Origin of the sequence: Gluconobacter albidus, from assembly GCF_002723915.1 — a bacterium.
Taxonomy (GTDB): Bacteria; Pseudomonadota; Alphaproteobacteria; order Acetobacterales; family Acetobacteraceae; genus Gluconobacter; species Gluconobacter albidus.
In genome coordinates, this window is sequence record NZ_BEWL01000001.1 from 86,438 (window position 1) to 107,288 (window position 20,851).

Annotated in this window: 20 protein-coding genes; 8 read left to right on the forward strand and 12 right to left on the reverse strand. The window is 62.1% G+C overall.

What is annotated here, in order from left to right; all coding sequences use genetic code 11:
* The first annotated feature begins 47 nt into the window (after positions 1 to 47).
* The 4 genes from GAL01_RS00400 (at position 48) to GAL01_RS00415 (ending at position 4,353) form a co-directional block, all read left to right on the forward strand.
* Positions 48 to 1,913, forward strand: a complete 1,866-nt coding sequence (locus GAL01_RS00400; RefSeq protein WP_062030301.1) for a glycosyltransferase N-terminal domain-containing protein — start codon at positions 48 to 50, stop codon at positions 1,911 to 1,913.
* A complete protein-coding gene (gene lpxK / locus GAL01_RS00405; protein ID WP_062030303.1) occupies positions 1,910 to 2,893 on the forward strand; it encodes a tetraacyldisaccharide 4'-kinase in 984 nt (327 codons plus the stop codon). The genes GAL01_RS00400 and lpxK overlap by 4 nt, the downstream gene beginning before the upstream one ends.
* Positions 2,890 to 3,804 (forward strand): lysophospholipid acyltransferase family protein, encoded by a 915-nt coding sequence (locus tag GAL01_RS00410; RefSeq protein ID WP_062030305.1) that lies wholly within the window; start codon positions 2,890 to 2,892, stop codon positions 3,802 to 3,804. The genes lpxK and GAL01_RS00410 overlap by 4 nt, the downstream gene beginning before the upstream one ends.
* A 165-nt stretch (positions 3,805 to 3,969) precedes the next feature.
* Positions 3,970 to 4,353 (forward strand): hypothetical protein, encoded by a 384-nt coding sequence (locus GAL01_RS00415; protein WP_062030307.1) that lies wholly within the window; start codon positions 3,970 to 3,972, stop codon positions 4,351 to 4,353.
* 89 nt (positions 4,354 to 4,442) lie between these two features.
* On the opposite strand, the gene GAL01_RS00420 is transcribed toward GAL01_RS00415, so the two are convergent.
* Positions 4,443 to 5,738 carry a penicillin-binding protein activator gene (locus tag GAL01_RS00420; RefSeq protein ID WP_099253024.1) on the reverse strand — a complete coding sequence of 432 codons (1,296 nt, stop codon included), beginning with the start codon at positions 5,736 to 5,738 and terminating at the stop codon, positions 4,443 to 4,445.
* A 149-nt stretch (positions 5,739 to 5,887) separates the two neighbouring features.
* Here GAL01_RS00420 and rsmI point away from each other — a divergent pair, with 149 nt between their 5' ends.
* The gene (gene rsmI, locus GAL01_RS00425) at positions 5,888 to 6,721 is read left to right on the forward strand and encodes a 16S rRNA (cytidine(1402)-2'-O)-methyltransferase (RefSeq protein ID WP_062030950.1); all 834 of its coding nucleotides are present in this window, start codon (positions 5,888 to 5,890) and stop codon (positions 6,719 to 6,721) included.
* A gap of 5 nt (positions 6,722 to 6,726) precedes the next feature.
* Here the strand turns inward: rsmI and GAL01_RS00430 are convergent, their stop codons facing one another.
* The 4 genes from GAL01_RS00430 to GAL01_RS00445 form a co-directional block, all read right to left on the reverse strand.
* Entirely contained in the window at positions 6,727 to 7,353 is a 627-nt protein-coding gene (locus tag GAL01_RS00430) for a LolA family protein (RefSeq protein ID WP_062030920.1), read from the reverse strand.
* A 3-nt stretch (positions 7,354 to 7,356) separates the two neighbouring features.
* Entirely contained in the window at positions 7,357 to 8,313 is a 957-nt protein-coding gene (gene mbfA / locus GAL01_RS00435; protein ID WP_062030918.1) for an iron exporter MbfA, read from the reverse strand.
* Positions 8,314 to 8,341: 28 nt separating this feature from the next.
* Positions 8,342 to 9,718, reverse strand: coding sequence for a glutamate--cysteine ligase (locus GAL01_RS00440; RefSeq protein ID WP_062030914.1), 1,377 nt, complete (start codon positions 9,716 to 9,718; stop codon positions 8,342 to 8,344).
* A 73-nt stretch (positions 9,719 to 9,791) separates the two neighbouring features.
* On the reverse strand, positions 9,792 to 10,538 hold the full coding sequence (locus tag GAL01_RS00445; RefSeq protein WP_062030911.1) for a 16S rRNA (uracil(1498)-N(3))-methyltransferase: 747 nt from the start codon (positions 10,536 to 10,538) through the stop codon (positions 9,792 to 9,794).
* Positions 10,539 to 10,574: 36 nt separating this feature from the next.
* On the opposite strand from GAL01_RS00445, the gene ubiA reads away from it, so the two are divergent.
* Both ubiA and GAL01_RS00455 read left to right on the forward strand, forming a co-directional pair.
* Positions 10,575 to 11,492, forward strand: a complete 918-nt coding sequence (gene ubiA / locus GAL01_RS00450) for a 4-hydroxybenzoate octaprenyltransferase (RefSeq protein ID WP_062030909.1) — start codon at positions 10,575 to 10,577, stop codon at positions 11,490 to 11,492.
* Positions 11,489 to 12,157 (forward strand): class I SAM-dependent methyltransferase, encoded by a 669-nt coding sequence (locus GAL01_RS00455; protein ID WP_062030907.1) that lies wholly within the window; start codon positions 11,489 to 11,491, stop codon positions 12,155 to 12,157. The genes ubiA and GAL01_RS00455 overlap by 4 nt, the downstream gene beginning before the upstream one ends.
* Here the strand turns inward: GAL01_RS00455 and GAL01_RS00460 are convergent.
* The 5 genes from GAL01_RS00460 to GAL01_RS00480 all read right to left on the reverse strand — a co-directional run bounded on the left by GAL01_RS00460 (position 12,126) and on the right by GAL01_RS00480 (position 18,558).
* Positions 12,126 to 13,514 (reverse strand): MFS transporter, encoded by a 1,389-nt coding sequence (locus tag GAL01_RS00460; protein ID WP_062030948.1) that lies wholly within the window; start codon positions 13,512 to 13,514, stop codon positions 12,126 to 12,128. The two genes, GAL01_RS00455 and GAL01_RS00460, sit on opposite strands and share 32 nt — an antisense overlap.
* A gap of 4 nt (positions 13,515 to 13,518) precedes the next feature.
* On the reverse strand, positions 13,519 to 14,931 hold the full coding sequence (locus GAL01_RS00465; RefSeq protein ID WP_062030905.1) for a sugar porter family MFS transporter: 1,413 nt from the start codon (positions 14,929 to 14,931) through the stop codon (positions 13,519 to 13,521).
* A 132-nt stretch (positions 14,932 to 15,063) separates the two neighbouring features.
* Positions 15,064 to 16,455 carry a ribosome biogenesis GTPase Der gene (gene der / locus GAL01_RS00470; RefSeq protein ID WP_082780253.1) on the reverse strand — a complete coding sequence of 464 codons (1,392 nt, stop codon included), beginning with the start codon at positions 16,453 to 16,455 and terminating at the stop codon, positions 15,064 to 15,066.
* A 4-nt stretch (positions 16,456 to 16,459) separates the two neighbouring features.
* On the reverse strand, positions 16,460 to 17,875 hold the full coding sequence (locus GAL01_RS00475; RefSeq protein WP_062030901.1) for a PQQ-binding-like beta-propeller repeat protein: 1,416 nt from the start codon (positions 17,873 to 17,875) through the stop codon (positions 16,460 to 16,462).
* The gene (locus GAL01_RS00480) at positions 17,875 to 18,558 is read right to left on the reverse strand and encodes a tetratricopeptide repeat protein (protein WP_231865375.1); all 684 of its coding nucleotides are present in this window, start codon (positions 18,556 to 18,558) and stop codon (positions 17,875 to 17,877) included. Before GAL01_RS00480 ends, GAL01_RS00475 begins: the two co-directional genes overlap by 1 nt.
* 187 nt (positions 18,559 to 18,745) lie before the next feature.
* On the opposite strand from GAL01_RS00480, the gene GAL01_RS00485 reads away from it, so the two are divergent.
* Positions 18,746 to 19,048: a hypothetical protein gene (locus GAL01_RS00485; RefSeq protein WP_062030899.1), complete on the forward strand. Its 303-nt coding sequence runs from the start codon at positions 18,746 to 18,748 to the stop codon at positions 19,046 to 19,048.
* A 26-nt stretch (positions 19,049 to 19,074) separates the two neighbouring features.
* Here GAL01_RS00485 and GAL01_RS00490 read toward each other — a convergent pair whose 3' ends face one another.
* Complete coding sequence (locus GAL01_RS00490) at positions 19,075 to 19,470, reverse strand: hypothetical protein (protein WP_062030897.1); 396 nt, start codon at positions 19,468 to 19,470, stop codon at positions 19,075 to 19,077.
* A gap of 45 nt (positions 19,471 to 19,515) precedes the next feature.
* Entirely contained in the window at positions 19,516 to 20,835 is a 1,320-nt protein-coding gene (locus tag GAL01_RS00495) for a dihydroorotase (RefSeq protein ID WP_062030895.1), read from the reverse strand.
* Between the last annotated feature and the right edge of the window lie 16 nt (positions 20,836 to 20,851).

A 20,851-nucleotide genomic window follows, 5' to 3' on the forward strand; every position in this document is an offset into this window, starting at 1 on the left:
ATGCCCTGTCTTTGCCCCCTGTAACGTCGCGTGCTACCCGACGCGACATGACCCTGTCTCCACGCCTGCTCCGCCTGTGGCTTGGGATCTGCCTGCGCTCCACGCGCTGGCAGGTCAGCGGCTCTCCCCGTGCGGTCGAAACACTGCTCACGCCCGAAAACGGGGTCGTGGTCGCCTTCTGGCACCGGTCCCTTGCGCTCAGCCCGGCGCTCTGGTTCTGGGCCCGCCCATTGCAGCCACGGCTGGCACTCCGCTTTCTGGTCTCTCGCAATCCGGATGGTGTGCTGATCGCAAAGATCGTCCGCTCCTGGGGCATCATGGGCATTCATGGTTCCTCTAGCAAAAAGGGAAAGGACAAGGGCGGAGCAGCGGCTCTTCGAACGGCTCTGAAAGAGATCCGGAACGGATCAATCGTTGGCATCACCCCTGACGGCCCGCGTGGACCAGCCGAACAGGTCCAACCCGGGGCCATCGTCCTGTCGCGCCTTGCCGGATGTGCTGTAGTGCCCCTCGGCATGGCCTGCACCAGTCTGCGTCTGCCCTCATGGGACGGTCTGGCCTTCCCGCTTCCCTTCGGGCGCGGCGCGCTCATCATGGGCGAGCCGCTGTTCCAGCCCGACGCCCCGACCCTCCAGACCGCTCTGAACACTCTCTCCAGCCGCGCTGAAAGCAGCGTGCGACACCGTCAGTCCAGCGTGAGCGACCGTCTGTGGCGCATGACCGGAACCCTGCTTGCTCCGGCCCTGACCGTCATGCTTCGAGTCCGGCTGCACAAGGGGCGGGAACTCCCTGACCGCCTGCGCGAGCGTATGGGGCTCGGGAGAGCACACCGCCCCGCAGGCCGGATTCTCTGGCTCCACGCCGCCAGTGTTGGCGAAACCCTCTGTGCCCTGCCGATGGCCGAAGCCCTGCTGGACGCCAGACCGGAGCTGACACTTCTTTTCACAACCGCCACAGTCACGGGCAGCGAAATCGTCGCGCGGCACCCGCTCTCCGGACAACGGATTCTCCATCGCTTCATTCCCCATGACGTTCCCCGCTGGCTGAGGCGCTTCCTCAACCTCTGGCAGCCCGAGGGCGCCATTTTCGTTGAAAGCGAACTCTGGCCGGGCATCATCGCAGCCTGTTCGGAGCGGGACATTCCTGTCATGCTCGTCAACGGACGTTTGTCGGACCGCTCTTCACGACGCTGGAACCGGCTGCACGGCCCCGCACGACGCATGATGTCACGCCTCTCCTGGGTGGCTGCCCGGGGGCCTGAAGATGCAGCCCGTTTCCGTACGCTTGGAGCCTCTCCGGTTTACGAGGACGGCGATCTCAAACAGGATGCGCCCGCGCTTCCCTATGACGAGGCGGAATATGACCGTCTCAAGTCCCTGCTGACAGAACGCCCGATCTTTGTTGCGGCATCCACTCATCCCGGAGAAGAGGAACTCGTCCTTCAGGCCGCAGAAAGCGCCCGGAAATCCCAGCCCGACCTGCTGACCATCCTTGTCCCGCGCCATCCCGCCCGTGGCGCGGAACTGGCAGAACGCTTCAGCCTCCCGCGCCGCTCCGCAGGAGAGGACCCAACACCACAGACTCCTGTCTGGCTGGCCGACACGCTCGGCGAACTTGGCCTGTTCTACAGACTGGCGAACCGCTGTTTTCTGGGCAATTCCCTGACCGGAAAAGGCGGAGGTCACAATCCGTTCGAACCATTGCGTCTGGGGGTTCCAACGGCCACAGGCCCGAAAATGGAGAACTGGCGGGAGGCAATGGCCACGGTTTCTGATACCATCCACACCGTGAACGATGTGGAGTGTCTGACACGATGGCTCGAATCCCCTCTCCCACCCGTCAGGACCAAGGGATTACAGCGCTCGGTCGTGAGCGTTCTGCGAGACCGCATCCTCAGAACGGTTGAACGATGAGAGGTCGCCCGCCCCGTTTCTGGCTCCATCCCACGCGCAGTCTTGCCGCCCGCCTCCTCAGGCCGTTTTCTTTCATCGCCACGACCCTTACCCGCCGCCGCCTCAGACGGCCCACATTTCATGCTCCTGTTCCGGTCCTGTGCTGCGGCAACATCACCACCGGAGGGACAGGCAAAACCCCGCTCGCCCTCGACCTCGTGCAGCGCCTCAGGGACCGTGGCCATCACCCCCACATCCTGAGCCGGGGTCACGGCGGACGCGAACGCGGCCCCATCGACGTCAACCCCGGACGCAGCACCGCCCGTGAAGTGGGCGACGAACCCCTCCTCCTCGCACAGTCCGCGCCGACCTGGATTGGCGCAAACCGGGCCGAGACCGCCCGTCTTGCCATTGGTCAGGGGGCGGACTGCCTTGTCATGGACGACGGTTTGCAGAACGCAACGCTGCACAAGAACGTCTCCATTCTGGTCGTGGACGGCATCACGGGCTTCGGCAACGGATGCGTTCTTCCCGCAGGTCCGCTCCGCGAACCTCTTTCAGACGCTCTGTCCCGCGCCCAGGCCATCGTTGTCATCGGAGACGACAGGCACAACCTGCTCCCGACTTTCCCCCGCCATCTTCTGACCGCGCAGGCCAGACTGGTGCCGGGCCCCGAAATCCGCACCCTTCAGGGACGGCGGATCGTGGCTTTCGCTGGGATCGGACGCCCGGAAAAATTTTTCGACATGCTGCGGGACGCTGGCGTCACGCCCATCCGCTCACTCCCGTTCCCCGATCATCATGTCTATACGGCCCGCGATTTTCAGCGCCTTGAAGCCCTCAGCCGGGAATCGGGCACCACACTGGTCACAACCGCCAAGGATGCCGTGAAACTGCCTTTCCCATTCCGCACGCAGGTTAAAGTCATCAGGGTTGAGCTGCTCTGGACCGATCCGAAAGCCCCCGAACGCCTTCTCGATCTACTGTTCAGCGCTCCATGACGTCTTTTTTGTACCGTGCGGAAACCCTGCTGGTCCGCAGCCTTCTGGCGCTCATCCGCGCCCTTCCCGCAGCTGCGGCCTCGAACCTTGGAGGCATTGTCGCCCGCACGATCGGGCCACCGCTGCCCGTCTCGAAAATAGCGGACCGGAACCTGCAACTTGCCATGCCCGAACTCGACGCCCCGGCCCGGCGACGTATCGTGCGGGACTGCTGGGAAAATCTGGGCCGGACGGTTGGCGAATTCCCCCATATCGCCCGCCTGCCCCACAACACGCCTTCCGGTGCGGGATGGAGCGTTGAAGGCGCGGAGAATCTTGAAACCGCGAAGGCATCGGGGCGGCCGGTCATTTTCTTTTCAGGGCATATCGGCAACTGGGAACTCATGCCGCCGGTTGTCGCCCGATACGGCATGCCGTTCGCATCTTTCTACCGGGCTGCCAGCAACCCCGGCGTCGACAGCCTGATCCATAGCCTGCGTCAGGAGGCTATGGGGCAGGACGTACCAATGTTTCCTAAAGGGGCCAAAGGCGCACGTTCGGCCCTGAAATACCTGTCCAGAGGCGGGCATCTGGGTGTTCTGGGCGACCAGAAAATGAATGACGGGATTGAAGCCCGCCTCTTCGGGCGTCCCGCCATGACAGCGTCCGCCGCCGCAGTCTTCGCACTGAGGCATGACGCCCTGATTGTCACAGGCCATGTGCGCCGTGACGGACCTGCCAGACTCGTGCTGGTGGTGGATGCACCTTTTTTGCCTGAAAAGACGGATGATCGCGCAAAAGACGTCCTCGCCCTGACGCAGCTTTTCAACGACCGTCTCGAGTCCTGGATCCGCGAAATTCCGGGGGCTTGGCTTTGGTTGCACCGCCGCTGGGACAAGGCGCTGTACCGGAATATGACAACACCCTGTTGAGCTATGCATTTAGAGCATGGCAGATTTGCCACAGTGGGGATGGTTTGTGTCGCAAAACCTTCTTCAGACGTTATTAAAGATTGTGAAACGTCCCTTTTGAACCCTAGCCTGAACTCATCACCACGACCCGGGTGCCCTGCCCGGCTTTTTGATGAGGACTCCCTGATGGCGCAGGTGGCTCACCTTCACGACCTTTCTCACAGCCGCAGCGCGAGCAATATCGTGCCCCTGCGACAGGGCCTGCTGCCGCGTCACCGCGAATATCTGCTGCGCTGGCTTGAAGCAGGACAGCGGATGGGCGTTTTCGATGCCGAAATTGCGGATGCCTCTCACGACGCCATCAATGTGGACGGAAGTGCACCTGTTGATCATGTTCTGGTCTGGGTCCGTGAAAATCCCGATCCTGCTTACATGCTGCGGCCGCAGGGCATGCGCTGGGTGCTGATCGACCAGATCCGCGGTCATGAACTGGGCAGTTATGCCAGCTTCGAACTTGCCCTGCACGTCATCCGCCCGGTCCTGCCGCTGGCCGAGACCTGCGCCGCCTGAACCTGCGCCCGGGTTTTCTCGACCAGACACAAAAAAAAGCGCGCCCCTCAAAAGAGCAAGCGCGCTTTTTCTTTTGAAAATAAAGAACCTCAGCTCGGACGGATCGCCACGTCCCGGGAAGCCGGAACCACAATTCGTGCACCACCGCCACGCTGGATCTGGTAGATCGCCAGTGCCCGCGTCACGTGTCCGTCCGGACGCAGACGGAACAGTCCGTCCACACCCATATAGCCATCCGGCCGCGTCAGGGCATCGACCGTAACGCCGCTCTGACGGATCAGGCTGCCCGCCAGAGCCGCAGCGTCATAAGCGAAATCGCTGACGGGTGACGGAGCCTGTTTATAGAGAGCCCGATACTGCGCGACATATCCCAGCCGGTCATGCGCGTCGGGCGCTGCATACCAGGCGCCATGCAGCGCCCCGAGCTTGCCGTCAAACGCCTTCCAAAGCGCGGGCCCCATGATCTGGACCTGCGACGAATCGATATGGTCGGTTTGAAGCGCTGTGATGATCCGTCCGAGTTCGAGCCCCGTATCGGCCAGCACCAGAGCATCAAACGGCGGCGGAGCGATGGGAGCAGGCTGTACCGCAGGTGCTGGGCCAGCTGCTGCTGTGCCGGAGGAAGAAGCAGAGTCCGGAGCCGTCTCACCCGTCGGATCAATCGCGGAAGGACCGGACGATGCCTCCGCAACCACAGGCGCAGCAGGCTGACGGGCGTCAATGGCGGAGAGCGACTTCAGCCCATCCTCGATATTCTGTGCATCCATCGTATGGAACACGATCTGCGGATCCCTCAGCCCGGCATCCCGGCAGGCCCGCGCAAGCCCGTCACCCATGGCATGTCCGAAAGCATTATCCGGCAGGAAAGCCGCGAAAGTCTTGCGACCCGTTGCGCGAGCTGCATCCACCATCCGACGCACCTGCTGCTCCGGCGTCAGGCCCATGACCCACACGCCCGGACGGGCCTGTGTCGAGTCGCTGGTGAACGCAAGCTCTGGCTTGCCCGCATTGACCGCAAGTGGTGCTGCGGCGGCAGTCTCGGTGGCGGTCAATGGCCCCAGCAGAATGGCGTCACCTCGTGCAAGGGCATCGCGTACGGCCTGCTCCGTTCCACCGGGGCCATTGGTGTCATGCACGTCCAGCGCGGGCGATCCCTTGGCGGCCAGAGCCAGTTTCGCCGCGTCGCGCATCCGCGTGCCATAGGACGCATTGCGGCCCGTCAGCGGCAGGATCAGCCCGACATCATGGGCGCCAGGCCCCGCAGAAACACCCGGAATACCGCCCACACCCGGCACGGAAGATGACCCGCCACCCGAGCAGGCAGCAAGGGTCAGGAAGGTTCCTGCGGCAAGGCCGGTGCTTACACCCTTGCGCAGACGGCTCAAGGGGCGACAATACGTCCCTGAGTTTGTCACCGAGGATGCAGATGTCCGAAAAGTCATGTTCCGCTGAAACTCCCTTGAGCGATGCGGCTGAAACGTTACCGGCCGCCCCCCTGCCAGCGCAGGGCCAGGCCGAAGGTGGATGTCTGATATTGGTTGCAACGCCAATCGGCAACCTGGCCGATATCAGCGAACGCGCAATCGAAGTCCTCGGCACCGTGGATGCAATCCTATGCGAGGATACGCGCGTCACGGCGAAGCTCCTTCTGTCGCGCAATATTGCCACACAGACCCGAACACTGCACGATCATAACGAACAGGACCGCACTCCGTTCCTGATCGAAAAGCTTCAGCAGGGCGCACGTTATGCCGTTGTCTCGGACGCGGGCACGCCTCTGGTGTCCGACCCCGGATACCGGCTGGTCCGTGCGGCCATCGCGGCTGGCATCCACGTCACGGCCATTCCCGGCCCGAACGCCGTCATCACGGCCCTGACGCTCTCGGGTCTACCGCCTTTGCCCTTCATGTTCCTGGGCTTTCCGGCACCTCGCAGCGAAGCCCGCAAGACCGGTTTCGCGGCCCTGCGCGCGGCCGAACAGGCCGGACTGCACTCAACCTTGATCTGGTACGAAGCCCCGCATCGCCTGATCGAAAGCCTCGAAGACCTGATTGACGTTTTCGGCCCTGAACGCGAAGCCGCCGTGGGACGCGAACTCACCAAGCGGTTTGAAGAAATGGTGCGCGGCAGCCTGATCGAGGTTCTGGAGCATTTCCGCACGAAGGCCCCGCGCGGCGAGATCACGCTCCTCATCGGCCCGTCTGCCGAAGATGACAGTGGAGCCGCCGATCTGGACACGCATCTGCGTGAAGCTCTCACGAGCCATTCGGTCAAGGACGCGGCCACGCTGGTGGCCGGAATTGTCAAACTTCCAAAGCGCACGGTCTATGCCCGCGCGCTGGAACTCTCACGCGAACTGAAGGACTGAAATCCTCAGTCCGCTTTGGGCAACACAAACAGGGACTGCGATACGGTCCCGCCCAGATGCACATCGGACAGCGCAATCGTTGTCGTACGCCCCTGTGCGTCCACCACGCTCCATCCCAGCAGAGCCAGCGGCGCATCGGAGAACACAAGCGTCAGGCTGCCTTCCCCGGCGCTCTGCGTGCGAACGAGCTGAACCCGGATCTGCCCGTCCCGATGCTCGAATCCCGTCACCGTCACATCGCCTGAGAGCTTGAACTCAGGGCGCAGCAGCAGGCCAAGCGGCGTGCGGTCGAGCGGGAGGGTCGTGACCTGATCGACACTGCGGTCCTGAAACACCACGCGCCCGTCATTGGCAACCAGCAGAAGCGGGCTTGGCTTGTCATAATCGAAGCGCATCCGACCGGGCCGATCCAGCGTCGCCGTTCCCGCCGTCACGCTGCCATCCGCCGCCGTCTGACGGAAGCGCGCCTGAAGCGTGGTGACCTTGCCCAGCGTGTCCTCGATCCGGGACACCCAGCCCTGATCCGCAGGGCGAAGCTGCACAGGAGCCGTCTGTGCAAAGGCCACGCAAGGCAGGGCTGAAGGGAGCAGCGCCGCCAGAACAGCCGCGCGGAAAAAGGAACGGTTCATCATGTCTCAGGAACTGCCAATCAGTACGCCGGTTGCAAAAACAAGAGCGCCACCCAGGAAAACCTGAACCATGGCCGAGCCAAACGGTGTGTCCTGATACCGCCAGCGCACCCAGGAAATCAGCAGAAGCTCAATCGCCACGGCAATAATCGAAACGCCAAAGGCCAGACGGAAATCCGGCACCAGAAACGGCAGCGTATGGCCGATGCCACCGCCAAACGTCATGGCACCACAGATCAGCCCGCGCAGAAGTGGCGCGCCCCGTCCTGACAGCTTGCCGTCATCGGCCAGCCCTTCTGCCAGCCCCATGGAAATCCCGGCCCCGAGAGACGCTGCAAGCCCGACCAGAAAAGCCGCATGGGGGCTGTGCGTTGCAAACGCTGCTGCAAAAACGGGCGCCAGCGTCGAGACGGAGCCGTCCATAAGCCCGACCAGACCCGGCTGGACGATCCGCAGCACGAAATCGCGGCGGCTGTGTTCGTCTTCGCGATCCCGGGAATTGTCATTCAGATGCGCGTCTTCAAGGCGTCGCGCTTCGCGCTGATGCCGGTCTTCTTCCGTCGCCAGATCGCCCAGCAGCTTGCGGATTTCGGCATCATTGGTCTGTCCGGCGGCCTGACGGTAAAACCTTGCCGCCTGTCGCTCCATGTCGGCAGCCTGCGCCCGGATCGCCTCAATTCCGCGATTCTGCATCTGCCAGGCCGATTTGCGGGACGGAAAGCCCTGCACATCCTGCCGCCGGACCAGCGGAATGTGATTGCCAAAACGCCGGACGAACAGGTCGATCAGTGCGCGGCGGTGATGGTTTTCCTCTTCCGCCATATCCTGGAAAATAGCGGCGCTGTCGGGATAGTCTTCCGCCAGCATCTGGCCGAAATCCGCGTAAATATGACCATCCTCTTCTTCGCTGGCGATCGCCAGTGCAAGGATTTCGCGTTCGGTCAGCTCGGAAAGTTTCGTCACGTAGGCAGCAGGTCCTGTCTCATAAAAATCAGATGGCGGCTTCGGTAAAGAGCGGCTTCACGCTCTGCCCCCAGGCACCATTATACAGATCCAGCCAGTGCTGCGCCTGATTCGGACCAGCATCGGCAATCAGATGCAGCGGATCGAGATAGCTGGCCTCGTTCCGCACGCGCGCCCGCAGCCCCTGCTCCGCAAGCTGGACCACGCGCTTGGCCAACGGCTTCAGCCCACCCGGAAATGCAGCATCCAGCCCCAGACGCGGCACGTCGGCCCGAAGCTGCTGATAGGCGCTCCAGGGCTGTTCGCGCACCAGCTTTTCCGCAGCTTCCAGCGTTGCCGGATCGTATAGCAGGCCGACCCACAGGGCCGATTGCGCCACCATCATCTCCAGCTTACCCGCATCCGCGCCACGCATTTCAAGGAACTGCTTGAGGCGCACGTCCGGGAAGACCGTCGTCAGATGGTCTTCAAAATCCCCAACCGTCGGTGTCAGGCCCTTCAGCGGTTCCTGAATGTCGCCAGCCAGCCAGCGACGGAACGAGCAGCCTGCCACGTCGAGGTTCTTTCCGTCGCGGGAGACGAAATACATCGGCACGTCCAGCGCCCAGTCCACATACTGCTCAAAGCCGAACCCGTCCCCGAAGAACACCGAAGGCTGCCCCGAACGCTGGTTGTCCGTATCGGTCCAGATCCGCGCACGGTTGGACAGAAGCCCGTTGGCCTTGCCCTCAACGAACGGGGAGTTCGCAAACAGCGCGGTGGCCAGCGGCTGAAGCGCGAGCGATACGCGCATTTTGCGCGCCATATCGGCTTCGTCGCTGAAATCGAGATTGACCTGAACCGTGCAGGTCCGCGTCATCATATCGAGGCCAAGCGTGCCAACTTTCGGCATGTAGTTGCGCATGATCGCATAGCGGCTCTTGGGCATCCACGGCATTGCGTCGCGCGACCAGAGCGGCTGAAAGCCGAACGGCAGGAAGCCCAGCCCCAGTTCTGCAGCCGGACCACGGACCTGATCATAATGCTCCTGCATCTCCGCTTCCGTTTCCTGAAGCGACACGACCGGCGCACCCGAAAGCTCGAACTGTCCGGCCGGTTCAAGCGAAATTGCCCGACCAGCCTGTGCGTTCTGCCCTTTCAATCCGATCAGGTTTTCGCCGTCCATGATCGGCGACCAATCCGGCCCCTGAAGCTTTTCCAGCAATGCCCCGATTCCACGCGGCGCGTAAGGCGGCGGCGACAGAGGATCGCGTCCGTCAACATCGTGCGGAAGAATGAAGCCGAATTTTTCGTGCTCGGTCCCGATCTTCCATTCAGATTTCGGCTTGCAACCCCGTGAGATCGCCTCGACGAGCTGCGCCCGGCTTTCGATCGACGCAGTATTGGACGTGCCGGGATTGGACATGACGTTTGGCCTCGGTCTGAATTCGTTGTTCGATAATGATTGAACTGTAGCATGTCCGACGGTTCTGTCACCCTCAGGCATCGCCCTCGGCTCCCGCCGCAAGACGGGCCAGCCCCGCGCACACGGCCGTTTCCGCCCGTAGCACGAGCGGCCCCAGACTGAGCGCATGAACGGCGCTATGCCGCCGGAGCATCTCCACTTCGGCATCAGAAAATCCGCCCTCCGGCCCGATCAGCAGAGCAGCGGCCCGCAAGCCCGCCTCCTCGCCGGGACGGCGCTCCAGCGCGGCAAACAGCGGGCGATCTTCAGGCCACTCCGCCAGCACGACACGCAGCGTCTCAGGCTGCAAAATTTCAGGAACATCCAGTCGTTCACACTGTTCGGCCGCTTCCGTCGCAATCACCCCCAGCCGCTCCAGATTGAGCCGGTGCGTATTGGTGCGCTCCGTCACGACGGGTCGAAAACGCGTCACTCCGAGTTCCGTGCCCATGCGGATCACGAGCTCTGTCGCATCCCGCTTGAGCGGCGCAAACAGCAGTTCCACGCCCTGCGTCGGCATGGGTTCCCGCTCGCGGTGTTGCAGCAGGATGCTTCCACGGTCTTTCTTCAGAGCCGCAATCTCGGCACTCCACTCCCCGTCGCGCTCGTTAAACACATGCACGGGACTTCCCACGCCCTGACGCATGACGTTGCCCAGATAATGCGCCTGCCCCGGTAGAAGCGGCACAGTCTGGCCTTCCACGAAAGCTGTTTCAGACGCAGGCACATAAAGACGGGGATCGGATCGGCTCATCCTTTTCCGATAGCGCGCCTCGGCCATTGACGGAAGCACGTCCACACAGCATCACATCTTCCCATGAGCCAGACCCGCGCCCATACCGATATCCATCTGACCGGCCGTATCGCCCGGCTCCCCGAGCCGTGGCGCTCTTACGCGCTGCTTGCCCGTCTCGACCGCCCGGTTGGGACATGGCTTCTGTTCCTGCCGGGCGTATGGGGCCTGTTCCTTGCTCCCGGCGCCTCTCTCCAGACGCGGCTGATCGACATGGCGCTGTTTGCGTTTGGCTCTCTTGTCATGCGCTCGGCCGGCTGCGTCGTGAACGACATCTGGGACCGCGACATCGACGCAAAAGTCGCCCGGACCGCAGGCCGCCCCCTTGCCAGCGGCGCGCTGTCCCTGAAACAGGGCCTGCTGCTTCTGGCAGTGCTGCTCCTGATGGGGCTTGGCGTTCTGGTCTGCCTGCCGCCTGTCTGCTGGGCGCTTGCCCCGCTCGCGCTCCTGCTCGTCGCGCTCTATCCGGCGGCCAAGCGCGTCACCTGGTGGCCGCAGCTCGTCATGGGGTTCACCTTCGGATTCGGCGCTCCCATGGGATATGCCGCAGCGGCCGGGACGCTCGATGGCAACGGGCTTCTGCTCTATGGCGCTGTCATCCTGTGGCAGCTCGGATTCGATACGATCTATGGCTTTCAGGACATGGACGACGACGCCCGCATCGGCGTACGCTCCACCTCGCGCCTGATGGAAAAGAACGCCCGCTCTTTCATCGGCACCTGCTACAGCCTCATGATTCTGGCTCTGGCGCTCGTCGGCATCCATGCGCATCTGCACTGGACATTCTGGCCGTTCCTCGCCATCGCAACGGGCATGCTACTCCAGCAGGTCCGGGTGCTGAATCCGTATGATGCTCCGGCATGTCTCAGGGAGTTCCGCCGCAACGTGCCCATCGGGTTCGTGCTGGCTGCAGGGTTTGTCGCCGCAAGATTTTTCGGATGATCACGACCCTCGGCGATCCTGTCAGATTCATTTGCGACAATACCCTTGTTGAAAAGGCGCCGCTGGTTCCCGAAATTTCCCTGCATCTGGCGACGGAAATCACCCCCATCTGGCAGGCCAGCGAGGCCTATCTCGAACAGGTCGGCATAGAACCGCCTTTCTGGGCCTTCGCATGGCCGGGAAGCCAGCTCATCGCCCGCTTCATCCTCGACAACCCGGAGCTTGTACAGGGACGCCGGGTTCTGGATGTGGCCTGCGGATGCGGACTGGCCGCCATCGCCGCGGCCCTGTCCGGCGCGGCATCCGTTCAGGCCAACGACATCGACTTCATGGCGCTTGAAGCAACGTCCCTCAACGCGGGCCTGAACCACGCGACAGTCACGCCACTTCCGGGCGATCTGATCGGCACGGTCCCGGACTGTGACCTGCTGGTCATCGGAGACGTCTGTTACAACGAAGCCATGGCCTCACGGATCATTCCGTGGCTTCTGGAATGTTCGAAAACCTGCGAAGTCTGGCTCTGCGATCCGGGTCGGCATTATGCGCCATCAATGCCGCTCGAAGTTTTGGTCCGGCGATCCGTGTCCGTCACGCAGGAACTGGAAAGCGTGGAGCAGCGCGCCACCACACTCTTCAGGCTGCGAGATATTTCCGTCCAAGGCTGAGGATTGATCCCGTCAGCGCCACGGTCATGGCAGCCCCAAGGCAGATGAAGGCTGGATGGGGAAAGATCGTGAACAGCGCCGCCACGAAAAGCGCGCCCGTCGTCTGTCCTGCGAGCCGCGCAACAGACAGCATGCCACTCGCCCCGCCCTCCCGTCCGGCAGGCGCCGTAACCATGATGGCGCGGTTATTGGGCGGCTGGAACAGTCCAAAACCACATCCGGCAAAAAGCGTCCGCCAGGCGATGTCCCAGTTGCTCGCGTCCGTCGGCAGAAACCAGAGCAGGCAGAATCCGCTCGCCGTAATGAACAGCCCGATCGACGAGAGAACCGACGCCGGAAAACGGTCGGCCAGGCGACTGACCACAAAGGACATCGTTGCCACACCCACAGCCCAGGGTGCGATCAGAAGGCCAATCGTCCCCGGCCCGCGGTGAAAGGCCGAAGCCAGTGTGAACGGCATCGCCACAATGTAGAGATTGGATGCCACGAAACCCAGAAATCCAACCATACAGGCCAGCAGAAACGGACGCCGCGCCAGAAGATCGACTGGCACGATCGGCTCAAGCCTCTCGCGCTGATAATGCAGCAGCATCGCCCAGCACAGCACACCCGCAACCGTGACCGCCGCCCCGGACAGGAAATCGGCGTGCATCAACCCATCAAGCCCCACGCCGGTCAGGGCAAAGGACGCCACAGTCAGAAGCGAACCGACCACATCGGTTGGGATATCACTGCGCGGCGTCTCGGGAAGGGCCGCATGGGCCAGCGCCAGAGCCGCCAGAGCCAGTGGCAGATTGACCCAGAAAATCCAGGGCCAGCTTGCCACGGACAGAATCAGTGACCCCAAAGACGGTCCAAGCGCCACGCCCAGCCCCACGAACAAGCCGTTCAGCGCAATGCCGCGGCCCAGTTCCTTATGTGGGTAAATGAAGCGGACGAGCGCGATGTTCACGCTCATGATGCAGGCTCCGCCCACGCCCTGCAGGGCGCGTGCCAGAGTCAGCTCCAGAAGGTTTTGCGAGAGAGCGCAGGCCACGGAAGCAATCAGGAACAGGAAAATCCCGAACTGACTTAGTCGTCCGAATCCCACGCGGGCGCCAAGAGACGCCAGCGGCAACAGACAGGACAGGTTTGCAAGCTGATAGGCATTTACGACCCAAATGGCCCGCGACGATGACGCATGAAGATCGACCGCGATCAGCGGCAGGGCCACATTGGCAATCGCGTAGTCCAGCACTGACAGGAGAAGTGCCAGAAGAACCGCCGACATCGCCTTGACCCTTTGCGCTCCGTAGAGCCCGGCATGGCGTTTGGAGTCGTATTCTTCTTGCGGGCCGTCTTCCGTCGTAGCCGTCATGGTCTCAGCGTCCCAGATCACGCAGGCGCATGCCTGCAAAAAGGTTGGCCTCCAGCTTTTCGAGCGAGACGCCTTTCGTTTCGGGGACGAACAATACGGTCACAACGATGAAAAGACCATTGAAGAGGGCAAACATCAAAAAGGTAACCGACGCCCCCATCATCGCCATACCCAGTGGGAACACGTTGGAGATGGCCCAGTTCGCAGCCCAGTTCGTCACGGTCGAGCAACCAATTCCAAAATCGCGGCCCCGCGTTGGCTGCACTTCAGAGCAAAGCGTCCAGACCAGTGGCCCTTCACCAATGGCAAATCCGGCGACAAACAGAAGGACAAACCCGCACAGCAGAAGCTGGGAGGTAAAACTGTTCGCCCCGATGGCAAGCAGCGTCCCGACTCCGGCCAGAGAGAAAGCCGCGATCGCACAGCTCAGAATCAGCAGCGGCCGTCTGCCCCAACGGTCCACACAGGCAATGGCAACCCCGGTCAGCGCCATGTTCGTCAGCCCGACGAGGGTTGTGGCCCAGATAGCGGCATTTGTTCCGAAATGAGCCGCCTGAAACACGCGGGGCGCATAATACAGAAGCGCGTTAATCCCCGAGAGCTGCTGCATGATCTGAAGCAGCATGCCCAGAAAGACCGTCCGCCGGAAATTCGGGTTGCTTTTGAAGAGGCCCACACCGGCATCGCTGCTTTTCTGAAGACGCGACTGAATGTCGATCAGTTCCGCTTCAGCCACTTCCTCATCGGATCGCAGACTCTGCAGAACCCGCCGCGCATGCTCTTTTTCTCCCCGCATCATCAGCCAGCGCGGGCTGTGCGGAAGGATCAGCACGATCCCCAGGAAAATGCTGGCAGGCACGGCCATGATGCCCAGCATCCAGCGCCAGTGCCCACCGGACGCCAACAGGCTGTCCGAAACGAAGGCGAGGAAAATTCCGAGGGAGACCATGAGCTGGTAAAACGAGATCATGGCGCCGCGAACGGACTCAACTGTGATTTCGGAAATATAGAGCGGGGCTGCAAACGCTGCCACACCGACCGCAAGCCCCAGAAAAACCCGGCCTACGATCATGATCGCAACGCCCGGAGCCAGAGCACAGAGCAGGGTTCCGATCAGGAAGAGGATCGCAGCTCCGAGCATCGCGCCCGTTCGGCCGAACCGGACTGAAATCCGGCCTGCAAACAGCGAGCCTACGGCCGCCCCTGCCATCATCGAGGATACGATCCACCCCTGCAGGACGTCGCCCGCATGAAAATCGGTGGCGATGAATGGAAGTGCCCCTGCGACGACGCCGGTATCAAGGCCGAACATCAGACCCGCCAGAGCGGCCAGAATACCAAGGGTTGTCGCCCGTGCGGTGCTGCGGGTCGGTCCTGTGGACAAACCTTCGCTGGAAGACGCAGCAATCCCAACCATACCCTCAGTCACCCCAAACATATCCCCTCATACCGGCAAGGGGAGCAGAACCGAACGTTCCGAAACCGGAAACAGACGGTCCTGTATTAATGATCAATCAGGGGTGTGGTCTATATCGAAACCAACAGAAAATCACTTTTCCGCGTAAGGATTTTTCGTTCCGCGCAACTGCACACGCACCGGAACACCCGGCATATGGAACGTTTCACGCAGGCCGTTAACGAGATAACGCTTGTAGGAATCGGGAAGCTGTTCCGCACGTGTACCAAACAGAAGGAATGTCGGCGGCCGTGCCTTTACCTGCGTCATGTAACGCAGCTTGAGACGACGACCATCCACCAGAGGCGGCTGATGACGCTCCAGCGCATCCTCGAACCAGCGGTTCAGTTCACCCGTTGAGACACGCGAGTTCCAGATCTCGTAAACTTCCCGCACCGCCGGAAGAAGACGATGCACGCCCGCCCCCGTGAGGGCAGAGAACGTCACGACCGGAATTCCCCGGACCTGCGCCAGAGAAATTTCCAGACGGTCCAGAATCGCTTTTTTCGTCGCGTTCCGATCCTCGACGGCATCCCACTTATTCAGCGCAATGACGCAGGCCCGCCCCTCGCGCTCGATCAGACGGCCGATCTGGAGATCCTGCTCATGCACGCCAAGCGTCGCATCAATCACCAGCACGACCACTTCTGCCATTTTCAGGGCTTCGATGGAGGCCGAGACGGACATCCGCTCAAGATGCTGCTCGACGCGGGCGCGCTTGCGCATCCCGGCCGTATCAACGAGCCGGATCTCGCCCTGATCGTCATGAAGCGTGACAGCAATGGAATCGCGCGTCAGTCCAGCCTCGGGGCCGGTAATCATCCGCTCTTCACCGAGCAGACAGTTCAGAAGCGTGGATTTGCCCGCATTCGGACGCCCGATAATGGCCAGACGCAGCGGACCGGCCGGACGTTCGTCCTCGTCATCCCCCTCCTCGCCTTCGCTTTTCGGAGCTTCCCGACGACGCTGCTTTTCAGCCGGGGGCAGACGCTCGGCAATCTCACCCATAAGATCGGCAATACCCTCGCCATGCTCGGCTGACAGTGCCAGCGGCGTGCCCAGACCAAGGGAATAGGCTTCAAGGGCCGCATTCGTCCCGGCCTGCCCTTCCGCCTTGTTGGCAATCAGCAGGACAGGACGGTTCTGCCGCCGCAGCCAGCTTGCAAAATGCGCATCCGCAGGCGTGATGCCAGAGCGCGCATCAATGCAAAACAGTACCAGATCCGCCATCGCAACAGCAGATTCGGACGAGGCGCGCATTCGCCCGTACAGCGTGTCAGGGGCCGCTTCTTCAAGGCCGGCTGTATCAATCAGCCGGACACGCCGGCCACGCAGCAGGGCTTCACCCTCCTTGCGATCGCGCGTAACGCCCGGCATGTCGGAGACAATCGCCTGACGGCGGCCAACAAGCCGGTTGAACAGAGTGGATTTCCCGACATTCGGGCGCCCGGCGATAACAACAACGGGCAGGTTCTCAGAGGTCATTCGTTCAGCCATAGGCCCGCAGAACGGCATCCTGAGACAGGCTCAGCACATGACCGTCACAGACGATCGGCTGAACCTGACACGGGGCAACGGTCTTGCGGGTCAGTTCAAGTTTCCCGGTCACGGCGTTCACGACCGCCATGCCTTCTTTTGGAAAGGTGGAGAAGCAGACCAGCTTGCCATTCACCAGAAGCGGTCCCACCCAGGCGATGGCGTCCTTTTCCACGTCTTCGCGGATAAAACGACGAAGCTGCGTGATCCAGCGGACATGCCCGGACAGACGATCCAGACAGGCGATCTGCTGATCCGTGGACAGCACATACATCCAGTCGCCACAGATCGCCAGAGGACTCTGCCCACTGACTTCACGTTCCCACAGGCGACGGCCCGAGCGCATGTCGATCGCCACCAATACGCGGGACATGGACACGGCATAGGCCGTGCCGTCCTTAATGACCGGCGCGCCACGAATGCAGGAGAAGTCCAGCATGGCGCCCATGCCATTGGTGCCGCCCAGACTGTCGCTCCAGACCATCTCGCCCGAAGCCGCACGCAGTGCGACCAGATCGCCACTGCCAAAGCCCGCGAGAATGACACCGTCCACAAAGGCCGGAGCGGACTGGCCGAAAATGACCGTGTCGGACGCCGTTGCCTGATAAGCCCAGACCTGATGACCCGTATTGGCGTTCAGCGCGATCAGACGCTCGTCAATGGTTCCGAAGACCATCAGGCCTTCCGCGATCGTGGGGGCGGAACGACCCGGTGTTCCCGTACTCACCCGCCATTTTACCTTACCCGTCAGCGCCTCGACCGCAAGGGCCTGAGCCACGCCGTCCACGATGTAGAGCGTATCCCCGTCAAGGGCGAGGCCACCGCCGATATTGGTTGAACGGCTGCCAGAAGATGCCGGCTGGCGGGTCCAGACAAGACGGCGTTCCGGCCATGTCCAGGCCTTCACCACGCCCTGTGCATCCGTCGTGTAGAGATGACCATTTCCAATTACCGGAGGAGACTGGATGGCGCCCCGGTTGGTTGGCATGATGGCAATCATGGACAGGAAACTGGACGGATCGGTGGGCGCGCCGATCGTCTGGCTCCAGGCAAGATCCGGGCCATTCCAGGACGCATTCACCGAAACATGGGACGGACGACCGCCCTCCTGCAACCATTCCCGGACCGGCTGCACCGGACCGAGATTGATCGGCGTATGGTCGTCACGATCAACCGTCAGTCCCGCACCCGTGGACAGCACATCCACACGGTGTCCGGCCAATGGCGGCTTCTTGTCGTCTTCAAACAGGCTGCACCCGCCGAGGACTGCGAGCGCACTTCCCGAACAGGCCGTCCGTAGCAGGCTCCGGCGGTTCATGGACAGCGAAGCGCGGGAAAAAGAGGAGCGGGAAAGAACAGGACGGCGCATCAACCGGCGTCTCCAAATGTCTCGAGCAGGGCCTGCGCACGCGCACGCACCCCTTCGGTCGCGTTTGCACTGCTGACGATCTGCGTCAGGATACGCCGGGCTTCCTTCTGCTGGTCAGCCGTTGCACCGGATCGCAGATCCAGAGCCACAAGACCTTCCTGGGCGAGAGGTGCCCACGCCCCGCCGCCCTGTGCCAGAGCTTCATAGCCTGAACGGATCGCCTTCGGATCAGCGGGAGACGCCGTCTGGGCATTCAGGCCCATGTAACGCGCCATGTCCCGCAGAGACGGTTCGGCCGCGGAATCATCCGCAACACTCTTCCAGGATTGAAGAGCGGCAGCGTTCTGATGTGCCTGAACCTGAAGGTCGGCCAGACGCAGCGCAGCATAGGAGCGCACACCCGCAGGGCCATGATCTGCCAGATCTTTCAAGGTCGCGGTGGCCTTATCGAGAGCCGCGGAATCCCGCTTTGGATCGGACAGGGCTGTCATGGCGGTGAAATAGCGCGCCGAGGCCGCCTTCTGCGCGACATGGCGTGCGTGGCTGTTCCAGCCCCACACACCGCCCCCAATGGCGCCGGCGAGCACGACGACGCCGGCCACAGCGCCAATCCGCCGTGCCATGGCCCGCAACCGCTGCGCCTGCATTTCTTCGTCAATCTGCGTGATGAAATCGTCTGCCACCTGGTCCCCTGCTGGATCGGTCTTCAAACTGTTTGCATGACCATACAGGTGCCGAACCGTCGCGGCAAACGCTTCACACACACGGACAGATATTCGCGCAGGGCACTCTGGTGAAAAACCGCTTCACGTCAGAAAATCCGACCGACATTCAGACTTCCTTAACGCCCCCCGAAGCATCCTGACGGCCATGAAAAAGCCCGTCCCGCTCCTGCTGTTTCCATTGGTGTTCTGCGTCCTTGACGGCTGCGCGCCGGACCGCATCGCGTCCGCCATCACCGGAAAGGACTGCAACACGGCGTATCTGTATGACGACGAGAGCTTCTGCGCACGCCCCATCGGGCCGCCACCGCCGCAGCCCTATTGCACGACAAGCTTTGAGGGCACGACCTGCTGGGCGCGCCCCGACCTCATGCCCAATGTTGCCCGCCAGACCTATGAAGGTCCAACGACCCTGACGCCACTCCAGAATCAGGAACGCATGGGGCAATAAGATTCGCAGACGGGCCCATACGGGGGTCAGTGGTGACCGAGCTTGCGTCCCGCTGTCGCCAGGGTGGTGGAGAGCGTCTGGAATGACGCTGCGATATGAGACTGAACGGCCGCACTTCCGGCATGGACATGCGCGATCCGCGCACTGGCGTCCTGGCTGATGGCCGTTTCCTCGCGATTGGCCTGAGCCGCAACACAGGCGTTATAAACGCGGGCAGCCTTTTCATAAGCCGTCACACGATCAACGCTCTCATTGTATTGCGCGACCGTCCCGGCCTTGACGGCAGGGGCCTGAGGCTCGGCACCGCATTTCGGAGCGGTCCATGCCGCCTCAGCCGCACGCGCCGTCCCGGCACCGACGATCCCTGCAAAAACCAGTCCAAACAGCACCGCCTTACGGCTGGCGGCAACGCAACGTCTCATACAGCTCCCTTTCCTGATTGAAGTGTTGCGCGCCCTACGCCCAGATCAAGGCGCAAATTTGGCAGGCTTTCCCGTCGGCGTACCCGAAACCTCATTGTCCTGCATCACGACCGTTCCACGGACGATCGTCGCCATCGGCCAACCCGTGACACGCGTGCCATCGAACGGCGTCCAGCCCGCAGGCGTGACGATCCAGTCATTGGTGATTTCACGCTCTGCCTTCATGTCCACGAGGGTAAAATCGGCATCGAATCCAACGGCCATCCGCCCCTTGGTCTGCAACCCGTAAACACGCGCCGGCCCAGCGGCCATCAGATCCACCAGACGCGCCAGCGACAGGCGGCCCGCGTTCACGTGATCGAGCATGACCGGCACGATCGTCTGCGTCCCCGTCAGGCCAGCCGGGCATTTTGGCCAGGGAAGCTGCTTGGCCTCAAACGGATGCGGCGCATGGTCGGAGGAGACCACGTCCACCCGCCCGTCCTGAACGGCCTTCCAGCTTGCTTCCCAGTGCGACCGATCCCGCAGCGGCGGGTTCATGACAGCCAGGCCACCAAGCTTCTCATAACATTCCGGCGCGACCTGCGTGAGATGGTTCACCAGAACCTCAACTGTGGAAATATCGCGATAATCCGCCAGATATTCCAGCTCTTCCCCTGTCGAGACATGCAGGATATGCGCCGGACGGTTGGTCTTGCGGGCCAGCGCCATGATGCGGCGGGTGCCGAGGAACGCACATTCCACATCCCGCCATACGCTGTGCGTTTCGTAAGGCTGACCTTCATGGAACATCGGCTTGCGCGCCTGAAGGCGGTATTCGTCCTCCGAATGATAGGCCACGCGGCGATGGCCAGAGCGCATGACCGCTTCCAGTCCCGCATCATCTTCGATCATGAGATTGCCGGTGGACGATCCTGCGAAAACCTTCACCGCACACACGCCCGGCTGCTGCTCCAGCAGCGCCAGATCCGGCGTGTTCTCACGCGTCGCGCCAACATACATCCCGACATCCACGTGCGCCGTCTTGCGGATATGATCGCGCTTCCAGTCAATCATCGTCACGTCCGTCACGCTCGGAGACGTGTTGGGCATGTCGAAAACCGTTGCAATGCCGCCCAGCGCCGCAGCCCGTGTCCCGGTTTCCAGTGTTTCAACTTCTGGCTTGCCCGGATCGCGGAGATGAACATGCGCGTCGATCAGCCCAGGCAGAACATGCAGGCCCCGCGCATCGATCACCCGGTCTGCCTCATCCGCCGCTGCAACGGACAGCGACGCCACCTTGCCGTTGCGTACACCGATATCCGCTTCAGCTTCGCCCCAGGGAAAAACGCAGAGTCCACCGCGGATGATCAGATCGTAATGCATGTTCCGTCCTTGCAAA

Coding starts and splice junctions, on each gene's coding strand:
- GAL01_RS00400 (WP_062030301.1), top strand. CDS start 48: ATGACCCTGTCTCCACGCCTGCTCCGCCTGTGGCTTGGGATCTGCCTG.
- lpxK (WP_062030303.1), top strand. CDS start 1,910: ATGAGAGGTCGCCCGCCCCGTTTCTGGCTCCATCCCACGCGCAGTCTT.
- GAL01_RS00410 (WP_062030305.1), top strand. CDS start 2,890: ATGACGTCTTTTTTGTACCGTGCGGAAACCCTGCTGGTCCGCAGCCTT.
- GAL01_RS00415 (WP_062030307.1), top strand. CDS start 3,970: ATGGCGCAGGTGGCTCACCTTCACGACCTTTCTCACAGCCGCAGCGCG.
- GAL01_RS00430 (WP_062030920.1), bottom strand. CDS start 7,353: ATGATGAACCGTTCCTTTTTCCGCGCGGCTGTTCTGGCGGCGCTGCTC.
- GAL01_RS00440 (WP_062030914.1), bottom strand. CDS start 9,718: ATGTCCAATCCCGGCACGTCCAATACTGCGTCGATCGAAAGCCGGGCG.
- GAL01_RS00445 (WP_062030911.1), bottom strand. CDS start 10,538: ATGGCCGAGGCGCGCTATCGGAAAAGGATGAGCCGATCCGATCCCCGT.
- ubiA (WP_062030909.1), top strand. CDS start 10,575: ATGAGCCAGACCCGCGCCCATACCGATATCCATCTGACCGGCCGTATC.
- GAL01_RS00455 (WP_062030907.1), top strand. CDS start 11,489: ATGATCACGACCCTCGGCGATCCTGTCAGATTCATTTGCGACAATACC.
- GAL01_RS00460 (WP_062030948.1), bottom strand. CDS start 13,514: ATGACGGCTACGACGGAAGACGGCCCGCAAGAAGAATACGACTCCAAA.
- GAL01_RS00465 (WP_062030905.1), bottom strand. CDS start 14,931: ATGGTTGGGATTGCTGCGTCTTCCAGCGAAGGTTTGTCCACAGGACCG.
- der (WP_082780253.1), bottom strand. CDS start 16,455: ATGACCTCTGAGAACCTGCCCGTTGTTGTTATCGCCGGGCGCCCGAAT.
- GAL01_RS00475 (WP_062030901.1), bottom strand. CDS start 17,875: ATGCGCCGTCCTGTTCTTTCCCGCTCCTCTTTTTCCCGCGCTTCGCTG.
- GAL01_RS00485 (WP_062030899.1), top strand. CDS start 18,746: ATGAAAAAGCCCGTCCCGCTCCTGCTGTTTCCATTGGTGTTCTGCGTC.
- GAL01_RS00490 (WP_062030897.1), bottom strand. CDS start 19,470: ATGAGACGTTGCGTTGCCGCCAGCCGTAAGGCGGTGCTGTTTGGACTG.
- GAL01_RS00495 (WP_062030895.1), bottom strand. CDS start 20,835: ATGCATTACGATCTGATCATCCGCGGTGGACTCTGCGTTTTTCCCTGG.